The organism is Nocardioides cavernaquae (assembly GCF_003600895.1).
Lineage (GTDB): Bacteria > Actinomycetota > Actinomycetes > Propionibacteriales > Nocardioidaceae > Nocardioides > Nocardioides cavernaquae.
In genome coordinates this window covers 98,651-116,415 of sequence record NZ_QYRP01000002.1, presented here as the reverse complement: position 1 = coordinate 116,415, position 17,765 = coordinate 98,651, and the positions used below count along the sequence as shown (strand labels likewise).

Annotated in this window: 13 protein-coding genes; 8 read left to right on the top strand and 5 right to left on the bottom strand. The window is 69.3% G+C overall.

Translation table 11 applies throughout. The features are described from left to right. Positions 1 to 31 precede the first annotated feature (31 nt). Positions 32 to 970 carry a bifunctional riboflavin kinase/FAD synthetase gene (locus D4739_RS00630; RefSeq protein ID WP_120058737.1) on the top strand — a complete coding sequence of 313 codons (939 nt, stop codon included), beginning with the start codon at positions 32 to 34 and terminating at the stop codon, positions 968 to 970. Positions 971 to 1,075: 105 nt separating this feature from the next. Here D4739_RS00630 and D4739_RS00625 read toward each other — a convergent pair whose 3' ends face one another. The 4 genes from D4739_RS00625 to D4739_RS00610 all read right to left on the bottom strand — a co-directional run bounded on the left by D4739_RS00625 (position 1,076) and on the right by D4739_RS00610 (position 5,227). Further along, positions 1,076 to 1,333: an HPr family phosphocarrier protein gene (locus D4739_RS00625; RefSeq protein ID WP_120058735.1), complete on the bottom strand. Its 258-nt coding sequence runs from the start codon at positions 1,331 to 1,333 to the stop codon at positions 1,076 to 1,078. Between the two features lie 110 nt (positions 1,334 to 1,443). Then, positions 1,444 to 3,501, bottom strand: a complete 2,058-nt coding sequence (locus tag D4739_RS00620) for a PTS fructose transporter subunit IIABC (RefSeq protein WP_120058733.1) — start codon at positions 3,499 to 3,501, stop codon at positions 1,444 to 1,446. Beyond that, the gene (locus tag D4739_RS00615; protein WP_120058731.1) at positions 3,498 to 4,463 is read right to left on the bottom strand and encodes a 1-phosphofructokinase family hexose kinase; all 966 of its coding nucleotides are present in this window, start codon (positions 4,461 to 4,463) and stop codon (positions 3,498 to 3,500) included. Before D4739_RS00615 ends, D4739_RS00620 begins: the two co-directional genes overlap by 4 nt. Further along, positions 4,460 to 5,227: a DeoR/GlpR family DNA-binding transcription regulator gene (locus D4739_RS00610; protein ID WP_120058729.1), complete on the bottom strand. Its 768-nt coding sequence runs from the start codon at positions 5,225 to 5,227 to the stop codon at positions 4,460 to 4,462. Before D4739_RS00610 ends, D4739_RS00615 begins: the two co-directional genes overlap by 4 nt. A 98-nt stretch (positions 5,228 to 5,325) precedes the next feature. Between D4739_RS00610 and ptsP the strand changes: the two genes are divergently transcribed. Beyond that, positions 5,326 to 7,014 carry a phosphoenolpyruvate--protein phosphotransferase gene (ptsP, locus tag D4739_RS00605; protein WP_120061641.1) on the top strand — a complete coding sequence of 563 codons (1,689 nt, stop codon included), beginning with the start codon at positions 5,326 to 5,328 and terminating at the stop codon, positions 7,012 to 7,014. Between the two features lie 149 nt (positions 7,015 to 7,163). Continuing rightward, the gene (locus tag D4739_RS17100) at positions 7,164 to 9,452 is read left to right on the top strand and encodes an MMPL family transporter (protein WP_338016250.1); all 2,289 of its coding nucleotides are present in this window, start codon (positions 7,164 to 7,166) and stop codon (positions 9,450 to 9,452) included. 121 nt (positions 9,453 to 9,573) lie between these two features. Here D4739_RS17100 and D4739_RS00595 read toward each other — a convergent pair whose 3' ends face one another. Beyond that, positions 9,574 to 11,679: a molybdopterin-dependent oxidoreductase gene (locus D4739_RS00595; RefSeq protein ID WP_120058727.1), complete on the bottom strand. Its 2,106-nt coding sequence runs from the start codon at positions 11,677 to 11,679 to the stop codon at positions 9,574 to 9,576. Between the two features lie 103 nt (positions 11,680 to 11,782). Between D4739_RS00595 and D4739_RS00590 the strand changes: the two genes are divergently transcribed. From D4739_RS00590 to D4739_RS00570, 5 genes are all read left to right on the top strand, one after another. Continuing rightward, positions 11,783 to 12,115 carry a PadR family transcriptional regulator gene (locus D4739_RS00590; RefSeq protein ID WP_120058725.1) on the top strand — a complete coding sequence of 111 codons (333 nt, stop codon included), beginning with the start codon at positions 11,783 to 11,785 and terminating at the stop codon, positions 12,113 to 12,115. Beyond that, positions 12,112 to 13,188: a hypothetical protein gene (locus D4739_RS00585; protein WP_120058723.1), complete on the top strand. Its 1,077-nt coding sequence runs from the start codon at positions 12,112 to 12,114 to the stop codon at positions 13,186 to 13,188. Before D4739_RS00590 ends, D4739_RS00585 begins: the two co-directional genes overlap by 4 nt. A gap of 311 nt (positions 13,189 to 13,499) precedes the next feature. Then, a complete protein-coding gene (rpsO, locus tag D4739_RS00580; RefSeq protein ID WP_120058721.1) occupies positions 13,500 to 13,775 on the top strand; it encodes a 30S ribosomal protein S15 in 276 nt (91 codons plus the stop codon). Positions 13,776 to 14,057: 282 nt separating this feature from the next. Beyond that, positions 14,058 to 16,298 carry a polyribonucleotide nucleotidyltransferase gene (locus D4739_RS00575; RefSeq protein WP_238473453.1) on the top strand — a complete coding sequence of 747 codons (2,241 nt, stop codon included), beginning with the start codon at positions 14,058 to 14,060 and terminating at the stop codon, positions 16,296 to 16,298. 53 nt (positions 16,299 to 16,351) lie between these two features. Then, positions 16,352 to 17,662: a M16 family metallopeptidase gene (locus D4739_RS00570; RefSeq protein ID WP_238473452.1), complete on the top strand. Its 1,311-nt coding sequence runs from the start codon at positions 16,352 to 16,354 to the stop codon at positions 17,660 to 17,662. Positions 17,663 to 17,765 lie beyond the last annotated feature (103 nt).

Sequence of the window (17,765 nt, the reverse complement as noted above, 5' to 3'; positions counted from 1 at the left end):
GAGTTCGATCTTCTGTGGGAGGCTTTGCGGCGTGCGAGTGTGGCGTGATGTGACTGAGGTGCCGGCCGATCTGGCCCGCACGGTCGTGACCATCGGCAACTTCGACGGGGTCCACCTCGGGCACCAGCACGTGGTGCGACGTGCTGCCGAGGTCGCGGCCGAGCTCGGTGTCTCCGATGTGGTGGCGGTGACCTTCGACCCGCACCCGATCGCGGTGCTCCGGCCCGAGCACGCGCCCCCGACGCTGACCTCCATCGAGGACCGCATCGCGCTGCTCGATGCTGCCGGTGTGCAGGACGTCCTGGTGATCCCGTTCTCGCGCGAGATCGCCGCGTGGACTCCCGAGGAGTTCGTGCAGCGGATCATCGTCGATGCGCTGCATGCGGCCGGTGTCGTGGTGGGTGCCAACTTCCGCTTCGGCAACCGGGCCGCCGGTGACTGCCAGACCCTCCGCGAGCTGGGGGAGCAGCGCGACTTCATCGTCGATGCCGTGCAGCTCGACGGTGGACCGCAGGTCTGGTCCTCGACGTACGTCCGCAACTGCCTCGCCGCCGGTGATGTCGCCGGCGCCGCCGAGGCGCTGGGCCGGCCGTTCGTCGTCCGTGGCGTCGTCGTCAAGGGCGACCAGCGTGGACGTGAGCTCGGCTTCCCGACTGCCAACGTGCCGACGACCGGTCTCGCTGCAGCACCCGCCGACGGCGTCTACGCGGGCCGGCTGACCCGCTTGGACACCGGCGAGTCATTCCCGGCGGCGATCAGCGTCGGCACCAACCCGACCTTCGACGGAGAGCGCGAGCGCCGCGTCGAGTCCTACGTGCTCGACCGCACCGACCTTGATCTCTACGGGGTCGAGGTCGAGGTCTCCTTCATCGAGCACCTGCGCGGCATGGTGAAGTTCGAGGGCATCGACAAGCTCGTCGAGACCATGCACGACGACGTACGCCGCACCCGCGAGCTCCTCGCCGACTGACCGGCCGCCGCGCCACTCGAGTAACACGCTGTTAGGTGCACTGGAAGCACTGATATTTGTGTGCGGTCAGTGCTCGTAACAGCGTGTTACATGCCGCGGGTGAGCTCAGGCGTCGAGATCCTGGGCGACCAGCGACGCGATCGCGGAGACCGCGGCCTCGTCATCGCCGGACACCTCGACGGTGTCGCCGTTGCCGGCTCCCAGGGTCATGATCATCAGCGCGGAGCTGGCGTCGACGGGCTCGTCACCGGGGATGCCGATGAAGACGTCGACGCCGAGGTCGTCGGCCTTGTCCGCGATGATCCCGGCCGGGCGGGCGTGCAGCCCGACGGCGGAACCGACGACAACGGTGAGAACGGGCATGAGGACTCCTCGAGTGCTGGGGGAGCGGTCGCCCGCCCACCGTAGGGCGGGCGACCGGTGGAACGACAGGGGGTGAGACAGGACCGGGCAGGTCAGCCAGGTCAGCCAGGTCAGGCGGGGACGGTCTCCAGGACCTCTGCGTCGCTGCCGCGGGTGAACGACTTGAGCAGGACCACCGAGGTGGCGGCGACCAGGACACCGGCGACCAGGGCGATCGCGAACCCGGGGATCCCGTCGACGGCGAAGAGCACGAAGATGCCGCCGTGCGGGGCGCGGAGAGCGACGTCGAACGCCTGGGCCAGGCCTCCCGTGACCGCACTGCCGAGCATGATCGAGGGGATGACGCGCAGCGGGTCTGCTGCGGCGAACGGGATCGCACCCTCGGTGATGAACGACGCACCGAGCAGCCAGGCAGCCTTGCCGTTCTCGCGCTCGGCGGGACTGAAGAGGCCCGGACGGACCACGGTGGCGAGAGCCAGCGCGATCGGGGGAACCATGCCGGCGAGCATCACGGCAGCCATGATCTTCAGCTCGGGTGCATCGCTGGCGAGGGAGGCGCCGCCGATGCCGGCTGCGGCGAAGGAGTAGGCAACCTTGTTGAGCGGCCCGCCCATGTCGAAGGCCATCATCAGACCGAGGATGATGCCGAGCACGATGGCGTTCGAGCCGCTCATGTCCTTGAGGCCGTCCTGCAGCGAGGTCATGAGCTCGCTGATGGGGGTGCCGAGGACGGTCAGCATCAGGGTGCCGACCACGAGCGTGGTGAACAGTGGGATGACCAGGACCGGCATCAGGCCGCGCGCCCACGTGGGCACCTTCCGCCCAGCGATCCAGTGGGCAACGAGACCAGCGAGTACGCCGCCGACGATGGCGCCGATGAACCCGGTCTGCGGCGTGCCGAACTGCATGATGTCGGTGGCCAGACCGCCGACGATGAAGCCCGGAGCGAGGCCGGGGCGGTCCGCGATCGCGTAGGCGATGTAGCCGGACAGCGCGGGCACGAAGAAGGCGAACGCGGTCTTGCCGACGATGAACAGGATCGCGGCGACATAGGCGAGCAGCCCCGAGTCGAACGGGACGTGCTCCAGGCCCAGCTCGTTCACGTCAGGCAGATTCGTGAGGGAGTTCTTGGCGACGACGTCGGCGAAGACGTTGGTGATGTCGTAGCCACCGAGCAGGAACGACAGCGCGATCAGCAGACCACCCGCGGCGACGAACGGGATCATGTAGGAGACACCGGTCATCAGGACGCGGCGGATCCGCCCACCCCACGACTCGGTGGCTTCCCCGGATTGGTTGCCGGCGGCTCCGTCTGATGTGGCAGAGCCGCCGGCAACACGCGGAGCGGCCGGGTCATCGGCGTACCGCAGTGCCTCGGCGATCAGCGCGTCGGCCGCGTCGACCGCGCGCTTCACCCCCGTGGCAACAACCGGGAGGCCGGCGAAGCGGCCCTTGTCCCTGACCCCGACGTCGGCGGCCAGGATGACCGCCGACGCCGCGGCGATGGTGGAGGCGGCCAGCGGCGTCGAGCCCGCCGACCCCTGGGTCTCGACGTGGATGTCCACGCCGGCGAGCTCGGCGGCGGCCTGGAGGGCCTCGGCTGCCATGTAGGTGTGGGCGATGCCGGTCGGGCAGGCGGTCACCGCGACGAGGGAGCGACGCGGGGCAGCGGCGGCTTCGGGAGCGGCGTTTGCGGGCGCGGGGGCTGCGGCCGGCTCCGGGTTGAGTACGCCGTCGACGAGCGCGACGACCTCCTCGGCAGAGCTGGCGGACCGCAGACCGTCAGTGAACGCCGGCTTCACGAGCGCGCGGGCCAGCTTGGTGAGGATCGTCAGGTGCGTCGCGTCACCACCTTCGGGTGCTGCGATCAGGAACGCGATGTCGGCCGGGCCGTCCTTGGCGCCGAAGTCGACCGGAGGGGACAGCCGCGCGAACGCGAGCGTTGGCTCGGAAACGGCGGCCGTGCGGCAGTGCGGGATCGCGATGCCACCCTTCAGGCCGGTCGGCGAGGTCGCCTCCCGGGCGAGTGCGTCGCGCACCAGGCCGTCGACGTCGGCGGTGCGGCCGGCGCCGGAGACCAGGGCTGCGAGAGAGCGGATCACGCTCTCCTTGTCGGACCCGAGGTCGGCGTCCAGCCGGACCAGGTCGGCGGTGATGAGCTGGGTCATCGGGCTGTTCCTTCGGTGAGGTCGAGGGTCCTGACGGAGACGAGCTGCGGTCGGACCTGCGACGGGGTGGGGATGGTCGTGCCGGGAAGCGCGGCCGCTGCACTGCCGTACGCGACGGCGAGGGCAAGTCGTTCGGCGGGCGGGAGCTGTCGCTCGTCACCCAGGAGGTAGCCGAAGAGGCTGGAGTCACCGGCGCCGACGGTGCTGACGACGGTGGTCGGAGGGGGAGTGGCGTGCCAGGCGCCCTCGGCGGTGACGAGGACGGCACCGGCGCCGCCGAGCGTGGCGAGCACGGCCTCGACGCCTGCGTCGACCAGGGTGCGGGCCGCCTCGGCGGTGAGGATCGGAGAGGCCTCGAGCGCGGCGGCATCGGTGCCGGTGAAGGAGGCAAGCTCCTCCGCGTTGGGCTTCATCAGGTGGGGTGCGGCACCGGCGAGGCGGGCCACCAGCGCGGTCAGCGGCTCGTCGCTGGTGTCGACCGCGATGCGTGCCGGCGTGCGACGCAGGGCGGCGACCAGCCCGGCGTACCACTCGACCGGGGCGCCGGGCGGGAGCGAACCGGCCAGCACGACCCAGTCGGCCTTCGCTGCCGCGGTCAGCAGGGCGGAGGCGAGGTCGGCCAGGAGTGCAGGAGAAGCGGGATCGGCGGAGGCGTTGAGCTTGGTGGTGGTGCCGTCGGGCTCGGTGATCGTGAGGTTCATGCGGATCGGACCGGCGGGGCCCACCGGACGGCACGGGACGCCGGCAGAGGCCAGGTCGGTGAGGAACGGGTCGTGCTCGGCGGACGGCAGCACGGCCAGCGTCTCGACGCCTGCGGTGACGGCTGCACGCGAGATGTTGACGCCCTTGCCGGCGGCCTGCGTCGTCGTGCTGGCGACGCGCAGCACCGCACCGCGCTCCAGTAGGCCGCTGAGCGAGACCGTGCGGTCGATGCTCGGGTGGGCGGTCAGGGTGACGATCACGCGATCACGACTTCCAGGCCGTGGGCGGTCAGCTCGGCGCAGTCACCCCGGTCAGCGGATCCGTCCGTGATCAGGACGTCGACCTCGGCGAGCTCGGCGAAGCGCTGCGAGGCCTCCTGGCCGATCTTCGAGGCATCGGCGAGTACGACGCTGCGCCGTGCCGCGTGGACGAGCGCCCGCTTGGCGGCGGCCTCCTCGAGGTCGGGGGTCGAGAAGCCGTGCTCGACCGAGACCGCGTTGGTGCCGATGAAGGCGATGTCGGCCCGGATCCGGCCGAGTGCGGCGACGGTGTCGGCGCCGACTGCTGCGTGGGTCATGGGGCGGACGCGGCCGGGGAGCAGGTGCAGGTCGACGTTGGGGAGGCCGGCGAGGCGCGCGGCGATCGGCACGGCATGGGTCACGACGATCAGCCGGCGGTCGGTGGGGAGCATCGAGGCGAGTCGTGCCGTCGTGGTGCCCGCGTCGATCAGGATCGTCACCTCGCCCGCGGGGAGCTGCTCGAGCGCTGCGCGGGCGATGCGGTCCTTCTCGGTCGTGTTGGCCGTGTCGCGCTCGCTGAGCATCGCCTCGATGCCGGCCAGCGTCCCGGAGGGGACTGCGCCGCCGTGGACGCGGTGGACGACTCCAGCCCGCTCCAGCAGGGAAAGGTCGCGGCGGACGGTCTCGGTCGTGACGACGAACTCGGTCGCGAGGTCGGCGACCGACACGCGTCCGCGCTCGGACACGAGGCGGGCGATGGCCTGCTGACGCTCTTCGGCATACACCGGGGGACCTCCAGGAAGAGAAACGTGAATCTGTGTTTATGTTGTTTTACTCCCGAACCTGTTGACTGTCTAGGGGGTAGAGGGGTTAATTTGTGATCGTGGTCACCGAAACAGCTCACACAGTCCAGGTCCTCCAGGGCACTCCGGTCGTCTCCGGCGTCGCCTACGGCCCCGCCCTGCTCGCGCGCGGCGATGTCCCGACGGAGGCCATCGAGGCCTTCGGCCGTGGCTCGTACGCCGACGCCGACGCTGCGCTGTCGGCGTACGAGAGGGCCGCGGCAGCGGTTGCGGACGGGTTCGCCGCGAAGGCGTCCTCGGTCTCGGGTGCCGCCGCCGAGGTGCTCGCCGCGAGCGCCGGCCTCGCCCGTGACAAGGGCCTGCGCTCCATCGTGCGCAAGCAGCTCGCGTCGGGGTCATCGATCCTGTCGTCGCTGCACACGGCGGTCGAGCACTTCGCCGGTCTGTTCACGCAGATGGGCGGCCTGATGGCCGAGCGGGTGACCGACCTGCACGACATCGAGCGGCGGATCACCGCTCACTTGATCGGTGTCGCCGAGCCCGGCGTACCGGTGCCGGCCGTCCCGTCGGTCCTGCTGGCGCGCGATCTGGCTCCCTCGGACACCGCCCTGCTCGACCCGGCCCTGGTCCTCGCTCTGGTCACCGAGCTCGGCGGCCCCACCAGCCACACCGCGATCATCGCCCGCCAGCTCGGCATCCCGTGCGTCGTCGGCACGGTCGGGCTGGCTGACGTCACCGAGGGCGCACTCGTCCTGGTGGACGGCACGACCGGCACGATCCAGATCGCGCCCGATCCTGAGAAGGCTGCGGCGGCCGCGGAGGCGGATGCTGTCGAGCGTGCCACTCTCGCCACCTGGTCCGGCCCCGCGGTCACGGCCGACGGAGTGAGTGTGAAGCTGCTGGCCAACGTCGCCGACGTACCGACTGCTCAGAGCGCCGCAACGGCCCCTGTCGAGGGCGTGGGCCTGTTCCGCACGGAGCTCTCGTTCCTGAACCGCGCCGACGAGCCGTCGATCGAGGAACAGGCGGCGATCTACGCAGATGTCCTGGCCGCCTTCGGCGAGGGCCGCCACGTCGTTGCGCGCACCCTCGACGCGGGATCGGACAAGCCCATCGCGTTCGCGACCCACCAGGGCGAGGAGAACCCCGCCCTGGGTGTCCGGGGGCTCCGGCTCTCCTTCGACAACCCGGGCCTGCTCGACCGCCAGCTCGACGCGCTCGCGGCTGCGGCCGCGTCGTCCGGGGTCGAGACCTGGGTCATGGCGCCGATGGTGGCGACCGTTGCCGAGGCCTCGTCGTTCGCCGAGAAGGTGCGTTCCCGCGGTCTGCGTCCCGGCGTGATGATCGAGGTCCCGAGTGCTGCGCTGCAGGCCTCGCGGATGCTGGAGGTGGTCGACTTCCTGTCGATCGGCACCAACGACCTGACGCAGTACACGATGGCTGCCGACCGCATGGCGACCGACCTCGCGCACCTCACCGATGCCTGGCAGCCGGCCGTCCTGCAGCTCGTGGCGATGACCGCGGCGGCTGGTGTGACGGCCCGGAAGCCGGTCGGGGTCTGCGGCGAGGCCGCCGCAGACCCGTTGCTGGCCTGTGTGCTGGTCGGGCTCGGGATCACCTCGCTGTCGATGGCGCCCGCCGCGGTGCGTCCGGTCGGTGCTCAGCTGGGCCGCGTGACGATGGCGGACTGCCGGCGCGCTGCTGAGGCCGCGCTGGCGGCCGTTGATCCGGAGGCCGCCCGCGCCGCCGTGCGGGAGGCGCTCGGCTGAACTCCGGAGGCGATGTTCCGGCGATGATGTTCCTGCGGCGATCCGGCAACCTCGGGGTGTCCTAGGGGGAATTCCGGATGCGGCTGTCGGTGGTTCGCGGCAGTCTGTGCACTATGCATCGACAAATTGCCGGCGCCCTGACGGGGCCCGTGACGAAATGGTTCGTCCTTGTCTTCTGGATCATCGCCGTGGCTGGGCTCGGTCAGCTCGCCGGCAAGCTGACCGAAGTCCAGAACAACGAGGCGTCTTCATGGCTCCCCGCTTCCGCGGAGTCCACCCGTGGCTTCGAGGAGATGGAGCCGTTCCAGGACCCCAACACCGTGCCCACGGTCGTTGTCTATGAGCGAGAAGGCGGCCTGACGCCAGCCGACCTCGGCGCGGCTCAGGCTGATGTCGCAAAGTTCCAGGACCTCAACGGCGTCGAGGGCAAGGTCGTCGGCCCGCTCCCGTCGAAGGACGGCGAGGCGCTGCAGACGCTGATCAACTTCAACCTCGGCTCTGACGGCTGGAACAAGATGCCGGACACCGTCAAGGACCTCCGCAAGATCGCCAGCTCTGACGGTCTCAACGTCCACGTCGCCGGTGCCGGCGGCCAGGCGGCTGACGCTGTCGAGGCGTTCGGGGGGCTGGACACCACCCTGCTGTTCGCGGCTCTCCTCGTGGTCATCCTGATCCTGCTGGTGGTCTACCGCAGCGCCTACCTGTGGTTGTTGCCGATCTTCTCGGTGATCGTCGCGCTCGGCTCGTCGATGGGCTTCGTCTACATCCTTGCGAAGAACTTCGGGCTCACCGTCAACGGCCAGAGCCAGGCAATCCTGAGCATCCTGGTCATCGGTGCGGGCACCGACTACGCGCTCCTTCTCGTCGCCCGCTATCGCGAGGAGCTGCGCAACTACGAGGATCGCCACGAGGCCATGGCGCACGCGCTCCACCGCGCGGCCCCCGCGATCCTGGCCAGTGCCGCCACCGTCGTCCTCGGCATGCTCTGCCTGACATTCGCCGAGATGAACTCGACGAAGGGAATGGGCCCGGTCGTTGCGGTCGGTGTGGCGGTCACCTTCCTGGTGATGGTGACGCTGCTGCCGGCGCTGCTGGTCATCTTCGGTCGATGGGTCTTCGGGCCGCGCAAGGAGAAGCACGGGCGGTGGGCGCTCACCACTGCGATCGGCATCCCGGCCGGTCTCGCACTCGCGGCGCTCGGTAGCGGCGGCGTCTGGCTGATGACCGAGCAGCTGGGTGGCATCGCAGGCGGCATCCTCTCCGTTCCGTTCGGCCTGGTGGCTTTTGCTGGCGTCCTCGCGGTCATCACCGGCCCCCTCGCCCTGCTGCAGGTTGCCATCGAGTCCGGATTCGGTTGGCACATGCGCCCCGACCTGGGATCGCGCGAGCCCACCCAGTCTGGCTTCTGGTCGCACATCGGTCGCCGCATCGCCGTGCGTCCGCGCTCGGTCTGGGTGGTCACCACGGTCCTGCTGGGCATCGCCTGTCTCGGTCTGTTCCGGCTCGACGCCAACGGACTCTCGACTGAGGACACCTACACCAAGGAGTTCGACTCGATCGTGGGCCAGAAGGTGCTCGCGAAGCACGGGATGGTCGACCAGTCCAACACCTTGATGGTCGTGACGAAGGCGGACAAGGCCGCTGAGGTCAGGGCTGCGCTCGGCGGGGTCGATGGGGTCGAGGAGGCCTCCGAGCCAATCGCGAAGGACGGCATCGCGTTCATGCAGGCCGTGATCGGAGCCGACGTCTCGTCGCAGGCCGCGTTCGACGCGGTCGAGGCCGCGCGCGATGCCGTGCACGCGGTCCCCGATGCGGACGCGTTGGTCACCGGCGGATCCGCGATCTATCTCGACACGAAGATCGCATCCCAGCGCGACAACAAGGTGATCATCCCGATTGTCCTTGTCGTGGTCCTGCTGGTGCTGATCATGCTGCTCCGATCGATCGCGGCGCCCGTGATCCTGCTCGGCACCGTGATCCTGTCGTTCGGAGCGGCCATGGGCATCTCGGTGCTGCTGTTCGAGTTCGTCTTCGGCTTTGCCGGGGCGGATCCGGGGTTCCCGCTGTTCGCGTTCGTATTCCTCGTGGCACTCGGCATCGACTACAACATCTTCTTGATGACGAGGGTCCGCGAAGAGTCGGCTGCGCGGGGCACCCGCGCCGGCGCGCTGGTCGGCCTCACCTCGACCGGTGGCGTGATCACGTCGGCCGGTGTCGTCCTCGCGGCGACCTTCCTCGTGCTCGGCTCGCTTCCGCTGGTCTTCCTTGCGGAGATGGGTGTGGCGGTGGCGCTCGGCGTCATGCTCGACACGATGATCGTCCGCTCGATCCTCGTCACTGCGATCAACCTGGACCTGGGCGACAAGATCTGGTGGCCGAGCAAGCTGGGTCAGGGCAAGCCTGACCCGCAGGACGAGCGCGAGCTGGTCAACGCCTGACCTTCGCCGTTCTGCCCGATCGAACGACAGCAACCAACTGCCTCAGGGCAGTTGGTTGCTGTCATTTCGGCCAGTCCACAGCAACGAACTCACCCGGGCGAGTTCGTTGCGGTCGGCGTACTCAGGCGATGGTGACCGGCAGGCCGGAGAAGGCCGCGTTGCCGCTGATGTCGACGCGCACGGAGTCAGTCAGGTCGTTGATCGAGACGCCGGCGACCTGGGTTGCCCGCCCGAGGAGCACGCCGTCGCGCTGGTGCCCGTAGCCATGGGGAAGGGACACGACGCCCGGCATCATGTCGTCGGTCGCGAGGGCCTCGACCTTGACCTCGCCGACTCGGGAGGTGACGGTGACCGTGTCGCCGGAGACCAGCCCGCGTGCTGCGAGGTCGGCCGGGTTGACCAGCAGCTGGTGACGGTCGCGGCCCTTGGTGAGTCGCTCGCTGTTGTGCATCCAGGAGTTGCAGTCCTTCTGGTGGCGGCGACCGATCAGCAGGAGCTCGCCCTCGGTCGGCGCGGGCTGGTCACGGAGACGCGCCAGGTCGTCGAGGACGAAGGACGGCGCGGCGTCGACGCGCTTGTTCCTGGTGAGGAGCCGGCCCGGCAGCTGGCCACTCTGGAGAGGTCCGAGGTCGACGCCCGCGGGCGACTTCCTGAGGTCGCTCATCAGCGCCCTCGACCGGCCGAACCTCAGCAGGTTGGCGATCAGGAAGGTCGGGCTCGGCCGCAGCCGCGCCTCGAGCATGATCCGCCGCTTCAGCGACGGCTTGTGGTCGAGGCGACGGATCGTGCGCAGCCCGATGGCCTTGAAGATCTGCCAGTCGTGGCGCTGGTCCCTGCCCTTGGCGAAGACGGCCGGCGTGAACCGGGCCGTGTTGCGGACCGCGAAGTGGTGGAAGACGAGGTCGTAGTGGTCACGCTCGAGAGCACTGGTCGGCGGGAGGATCACGTCGGCATGCCGGGTGGTCTCGTTCACGTAGATGTCAACGGCCGCGTAGAAGTCGAGATCCGTCAGCGCGCGCTCCAGGGCGCCACCGTCGGGAGTGGAGAGCACCGGGTTGCCGGCGATGGTGAACAGCGCGCGAACCTGGCCCATGCCCGGCGTCTCGATCTCCTCTCGAAGGACCGACACCGGCAGCTCGCCGCCGAACTCCGCCAAGCCGCGCACGCGTGAGGTGTAGCGCGCGATGTGGCCACGGCCCAGCAGCCCGAGCTTCACGACATCGATCGCCGGACTCGGCAGCATCACGCCGCCCTCGCGGTCGAGGTTTCCGGTCAGCAGGTTGATCAGCTGCAGCGCCCACTGGCAGACAGTGCCGAACTCGTTGACCGACACCCCCATGCGCCCGTACGCCGCGGCGCGCGGCGCCGTGGCGAACTCGGTCGCGATCCGGCGGATCGTCGCCGCCGGGACACCGCTCATCGCCTCCGCGTGCTCGGGGGTGAACTCCTTGACTGCTTCGGCGACAGTGTCGAGCCCGTCGACCCACTCCGGCGGGTTGGTCAAGCCGCTGTCGATCAGGGTGTGGAGGAGAGCGAGCAAGACCCACGCGTCGGTGCCCGGGCGCACGAAGACGTGCTCGTCGGCGACCTTCGCGGTCTCGGTGCGCCGCGGGTCGAGGACGACCATGCGCCCGCCGCGGTCACGCAGCTCGCGCCGCCTCCCCGGGAAATCGGGCACGGTCATGAGCGAACCGTTGGAGGCCATCGGGTTGGCGCCGAACACCAGGAAGTAGTCCGTGCGGTCGATGTCCGGGATCGGGATCAGCAGCTGGTGCCCATAGAGCAGGTAGGACATCAGCTGGTGGGGGAGCTGGTCCACCGAGGTGGCGCTGTACTTGTTCTTCGTGCGGAACGACCCGGCCAGCGTCACGCCGTGGGTCATCGCGCCGAGGCTGTGCACGTTCGGGTTGCCGAGGTAGATCGCGAGTGAGTCCGGATCCTTGTTCATGGCCTTCGACAGCCCAGAGGCGACCAGGTCGAACGCCTCGTCCCAGGAGATCTCCTCCCACCGTGCGTCCACACCGGCGCCGACGCGTCGTACGGGGTGACGGAGGCGGTCGGGGTCCTCGTAGATGTCGGCGATCGCGACTCCCTTGGGGCAGATGTGCCCGCGCGAGAGCGGATCGTCCGGGTTGCCGCGCACGCCGGTCACGCGGCCCTCGTCGATGGTCAGCTCGAGGCCGCAGATCGCCTCGCACAGGTTGCACACGCCCAGCTGTTTCTCCATTTCTGCATCGTCGCAGGCAAGTCGGGGGAGCGATACCGACCAGGGGCGGAAACCGGTGTGTCGCTGTCGGCGGTACTTCGCATCGCGCAGTAGTGTGCCGTGCATGGACACCACCCAGCTCCTCAAGGGAGTGCTCGACCTCGCGGTCCTTGCCGTGGTCGCCGACGAGGACGGCTACGGCTACGACGTCCTCCGTCGGCTGCGCTCGGGCGGACTCGCCGACGTCGGCGACGCCTCCGTCTACGGCACCCTCCGCCGCCTCTACAGCAACGGCGCCCTCACGTCGTACGTCGTGCCGTCGGACGAGGGCCCGCACCGGAAGTACTACGGCATCACGCCGACCGGGCGTGACCAGCTCAAGCGCCAGTCGGACGACTGGACGCATTTCTCCACCACCGTCACCACACTGCTGACCAGCCAGGGGGCACGCTCATGAACGACACCGCCAAGCTCGAGGTCCGGCCCGGCGTCGCGGAGTTCGTCGAGCAGGTCCGCGCCCGGTTGGCCGACCTGACCGCTGAAGAACGCACCGAGCTGACCGACGGCCTCGGAGCCGACCTCCACGAGCTGGTCGCCGAACGCGGGCCCGAGGCCCTCGGCGACCCCACGGCGTACGCCGCCGAGCTGCGCGCCGCCGCCGGCTTCAGCCCGACGATGGGCAAGGTGCGCGATAAGCGCGAGCTGTCCGCTGCCATCCATGCCGCGCTGGACTCCGCGCGCGGGAAGTGGGACGCGCTTGTTGAAGGCCTTCCCGGAGACCCGTGGGGTCTCATCCAGGCCGTGCGACCTGCCTGGTGGATCCTTCGCGCCTGGCTGGCGCTGCAGCTGGTTGACCTGGTGTGGGGCAACGGAGGTCTCAACCTCGGCTTGTCGGTCGTGCCGTCGCTGCTCGGCTGGGGCGCCCCGCTGCTGGCCGTCGCGTCGATCGTGAGTGTGCAGATCGGGCGCGGCAAGCTGTGGCCCGGCAAGGCACGAGGTAACGCCGCCGTGCGCTTGCTGCTGCTCGCCCTGAATGCCGTGGCGATCGCGGTCATCCCGGTGACCTTCACCTCGGTGTTCACGCCAGCGAAGGCCTCCATCTGGTACCCCGAGCTGACGGATGGCGGAAGTGCCCACCTGGAGGGAGGCATCCAGGTCGACGGTCGGAACGTCACCAACCTCTTCCCGTACGACGCGAGCGGCAAGCCGTTGAAGGGGGTCCAGCTCTTCGACCAGGACGGCCAGCCTGTGTCGATCGACGAGAGCAGGATGTGGGACGAGGGCGAGGAGTTGTTCATCGGCTACCCCTGGCTCTCGAATGGTGAGGCCCGCTTCAACGTGTTCCCGGTGCCCGAAGGGCACGTCGGGGCGATGGAGGAGCGTGACGCCAGCGCCTGGACCAGCGACAACCCGCCGGCTATCCCGGCGTACCCGCTGGAGAGCGCGCCCGAGGTCGGTCTCCCGACGGACCCCGAGCCAGCTGCTGCGCCCGAGCCGGCGACCGCCCCGAAGCAGAAGGCGGGCCGCTGACCGCGGCGTACCCCTGCCTGGCTGGCACGTCCGCAACCAGCTCCCGCTGGGAGTTGGCTGGGGTGCGGGCTGGCGACTGAGGACTTTGCGCGCGATTCGGGCAGTTGTTGTGCGGTGCACGCCACAACAGGTGCCCGTTTCACCGGCCGGCCGGTGAAACCCCGCGCTGGCGAATTGGGCGGGGGAGCGGAGAGGCGATAGTCTTTCCCGGTTGCCCGCATGGGCGACACGCCGTCATGACGGCCGCGGATCCATAGTGCCCCGGTGAACAGGCCCGGGCGCGCCGCGCAACGAGACGAAGGGAGAACCGCATGTCGATCGGTACCGACGCGGAGACCAAGAAGAAGATCATCGCTGAGTACGGCAAGTCCGAGGGCGACACCGGTTCGCCCGAGGTCCAGATCGCGCTGCTCTCGCACCGCATCAGCCACCTCACGGATCACCTCAAGCAGCACAAGCACGACCACCACAGCCGTCGTGGTCTGCTCCTGCTCGTCGGCCAGCGCCGTCGCCTGCTGAACTACCTGCAGAAGACCGAGATCGAGCGTTACCGCTCGATCATCGAGCGCCTCGGCCTCCGCCGCTGATTGAACGACCGGCCACCCGCCACGCGGGTGGCCGGTCGTCTTTCCGGAGGGCGGACCCGGTCGCTAGGCTTGGGTCCGGTTACACGAACAACTGAAAACCCCATCACCAGGAGCGTCCCGCGCACACGTCGGCTCGGTCCTCGGTAGTGGCCTTCAGATCACTGGGATCTGCGGGCCTCGATCGAAGACCGGCCCCCTCACATGAGGGAGCGGCGGGTTCCCAACGATCGCCCGCCATTGAGGCGGAAGCGCGGCTCGCTCCGCGAACAGAAAGGGATCCCCTTGAACGAGGGCCCCGTCATCTCCGCCGTAGAAACCGTTCTCGACAACGGCAAGTTCGGCACCCGCACCATCAAGTTCGAGACCGGCTTCCTGGCCCGCCAGGCCGCCGGCTCCGTCACGGCGTACCTCGATGAGGACACCATGCTGCTCTCGGCCACCACGGCCGGCAAGCAGCCGAAGGACCACTTCGACTTCTTCCCCCTCACGATCGACGTCGAGGAGCGGATGTACGCCGCCGGCAAGATCCCCGGCTCCTTCTTCCGCTCCGAGGGGCGTCCGGGCGAGGACGCGATCCTCACCTGCCGCCTGATCGACCGCCCGCTGCGCCCGACCTTCAAGAAGGGTCTGCGCAACGAGGTCCAGGTCGTCATCACGGTCATGGCGCTGAACCCCGACAACCCCTACGACGTGCTGGCGATCAACGCCGCGTCGATGTCGACCCAGCTCTCCGGCCTGCCGTTCTCCGGCCCGGTCGGTGGCGTCCGCGTCGCCCTCATCGAGGGCCAGTGGGTTGCCTTCCCGTCGCACTCGCAGCTGGAGAAGGCCGTGTTCGACATGGTCGTCGCCGGCCGCGTCACCGAGACCGGCGATGTCGCGATCATGATGGTCGAGGCTGAGGCCACCGAAGCTGCCTGGGACCTCATCCAGACCGGCACCCAGGCGCCGAGCGAGGCCGTTGTCGCCTCCGGTCTCGACGCCGCGAAGCCGTTCATCAAGCAGCTCTGCGACGCGCAGTCCGAGCTGGCCAAGATCGCCGCGAAGCCGGTCCAGGAGTTCCCGATCTTCCTCGACTACGAGGACGACGTGTACGCCGCTGTCGCCGCTGCCGCGTCCGACGAGACTGCCGCCGCGCTGACCATCGCCGGCAAGCAGGAGCGCGAGGAGAAGCTCGACGACATCAAGGCTTCCGTCCTCGAGCAGGTCGCCCCGCAGTTCGAGGGCCGCGAGAAGGAGATCGGCGCTGCGTTCCGCTCGCTGAACAAGTCGCTGGTCCGCCAGCGGGTCCTGCGCGACAAGATCCGCATCGACGGCCGCGGCCTGGCGGACATTCGTCCCCTCTCCGCCGAGGTCGCCGTTGTCCCGCGCGTCCACGGTTCGGCGCTGTTCGAGCGTGGCGAGACCCAGATCCTGGGTGTCACCACGCTGGACATGCTGAAGCTCGAGCAGCAGCTCGACACGCTGTCGCCGGAGAAGCACCGCCGCTACATGCACAAGTACATCTTCCCGCCGTTCTCCACCGGTGAGACGGGCCGCGTGGGCTCGCCCAAGCGTCGCGAGGTCGGTCACGGTGCGCTCGCGCGCCGCGCCCTCCTGCCCGTGCTGCCGACCCGCGAGGAGTTCCCCTACGCGATCCGCCAGCTCTCCGAGGCCATGGGCTCCAACGGCTCCACCTCGATGGGCTCCGTCTGCGCCTCGACGCTGTCGCTGCTGCAGGCCGGCGTTCCGCTGCGCGCTTCGGTTGCCGGCATCGCCATGGGTCTCATCTCCGACGAGGTCGACGGCAAGACCGAGTACGTCGCGCTGACCGACATCCTCGGCGCCGAGGACGCGTTCGGCGACATGGACTTCAAGGTCGCCGGCACGCGTGAGTTCGTCACCGCGCTGCAGCTCGACACCAAGCTCGACGGCATCCCGGCCGAGGTCCTCGCTGGTGCGCTGACCCAGGCCCGCGAGGCCCGCCTGGCCATCCTCGACGTCATGGCCGAGGCCATCGACGAGCCCGAGGAGATGTCGGTCCACGCGCCGCGCATCATCACGGTGAAGATCCCTGTCGACAAGATCGGCGAGGTCATCGGCCCGAAGGGCAAGATGATCAACCAGATCCAGGACGACACGGGCGCCTCGATCTCCATCGAGGACGACGGCACGATCTACATCGGTGCCACCAACGGCGAGTCGGCTGAGGCCGCCCGTCAGGCCATCAACGCCATCGCCAACCCGACGATGCCCGAGATCGGCGAGCGTTACCTCGGCACGGTCGTGAAGACCACCAACTTCGGTGCCTTCGTGTCCCTGCTCCCGGGCAAGGACGGCCTGCTCCACATCACGAAGCTGCGTGCCCTCAACGACGGCAAGCGCGTTGAGGCCGTCGAGGATGTCGTCTCGGTGGGCCAGAAGATCCAGGTCCAGATCGCCGAGATCGACGACCGCGGCAAGCTGTCGCTGATCCCGTTCATCGAGGGCGAGGAGGCGGCCGAGGCTGCCGCCGAGACCGTCGAGGCCCCGGAGTCGGACGCCTGAGCGTGATCCCACGTCGCAAGAAGGCAACCGCCCGGCAGGAAACTGCCGGGCGGTTGTCCGTTCCCCAGAAGATCGGTTCCACCCGCACGTTGCTGGTGGAGAAGGACGAGGCCGGTCGCGTCCTCTCCCGCGTACGCCGCACGGTGCTGCCCGGCGGCCTGCGCGTCATCACCGAGGAGATGGCGGGCGTCCGCTCCGCCAGCATCGGCGTCTGGGTGGGGGTGGGCTCGCGCGACGAGACCCCCTCGCTGCACGGTGCCTCGCACTTCCTCGAGCACCTGCTGTTCAAGGGCACCCACGAGCGTTCCGCGCTCGACATCTCGATCCTGCTCGACGAGATCGGAGGTGACTTCAACGCGTTCACCGCGAAGGAGTACACCTGCTTCCACGCGCGCGTTCTCGCCACCGACCTGCCGGCCGCGATCGACGTACTCGGCGACATGCTGACCGACTCGGTCATCACCGACGCCGACGTCGAGGCCGAGCGCGAGGTGATCCTCGACGAGATCGCGATGCACGACGACGATCCCGAGGACGTCGTCCACAACCTCTTCGCGGCGCAGGCCTGGGGCGACAGCCCGATCGGCCGACCGATCGCAGGCACCGAGGACTCGATCAACGCGCTGACGCGCACCCAGATCACGCGCTTCTACCGCCGCCACTACCGCCCGGCCAACATGGTCGTCTCGGCGGCCGGGGCGGTCTCCCATGCGGACGTCGTCGCGCAGGTGCGGGCGGCCTTCGGGCGTGGCACCTTCCTGACGGGTGAGGAGTCGCCCGTCCACGCGACGCTCACCGAGACGCCGCGCAAGGTGCATCCCGGTGTCGCGCACGCGAAGCGTCCGCTCGAACAGATCAACCTCGTGCTCGGCATGCAGGGCGTGACGCGCAGCGATCCGCGGCGCTTCGCCCTCGGCGTACTCAACACCGTGCTCGGCGGCGGCTCGTCCTCGCGCCTGTTCCAGGAGGTCCGGGAGCTGCGTGGCCTGGCCTACGCGGTCTACTCGTTCGGCAGCCACCACGCCGACGCCGGCCTGATCGGCGTGTCCGTCGGCTGCCTCCCCGCGAAGTACGACGAAGTGCTGGCTGTCGTCCGTGCCGAGCTGCGGAAGGTGGCGACCGAGGGGTTCACCGAGGAGGAGATCGTCCGCGGCAAGCGCCAGCTCGCCGGCAGCATGATCCTCGGCCTGGAGGACTCTGGTGCCCGCATGTCACGCAACGGCAAGGCCGAGCTGGTCTACGACGAGCTGCTCGGGCTCGACGAGGTGCTGGCCCGCATCGACGGCGTGACCGTCGACGACGTCAACGCGCTCGGAGCCGAGCTCTTCACCCGCCCCGAGATCCTCGCCGTCGTCGGCCCCTGACGTCGACACGGCGCGACTTGGACGTCGACGCGGCGCGACTTTGGAGTGTCGACGTCGAACTAGCGCCGTCTCGGCTCCAAGGTTGCGCCCTGTCAACGGTGAG

Coding starts and splice junctions, on each gene's coding strand:
- D4739_RS00585 (WP_120058723.1), top strand. CDS start 12,112: ATGAACGACACCGCCAAGCTCGAGGTCCGGCCCGGCGTCGCGGAGTTC.
- D4739_RS00620 (WP_120058733.1), bottom strand. CDS start 3,501: ATGACCCAGCTCATCACCGCCGACCTGGTCCGGCTGGACGCCGACCTC.
- rpsO (WP_120058721.1), top strand. CDS start 13,500: ATGTCGATCGGTACCGACGCGGAGACCAAGAAGAAGATCATCGCTGAG.
- D4739_RS00590 (WP_120058725.1), top strand. CDS start 11,783: ATGGACACCACCCAGCTCCTCAAGGGAGTGCTCGACCTCGCGGTCCTT.
- D4739_RS00625 (WP_120058735.1), bottom strand. CDS start 1,333: ATGCCCGTTCTCACCGTTGTCGTCGGTTCCGCCGTCGGGCTGCACGCC.
- D4739_RS00595 (WP_120058727.1), bottom strand. CDS start 11,679: ATGGAGAAACAGCTGGGCGTGTGCAACCTGTGCGAGGCGATCTGCGGC.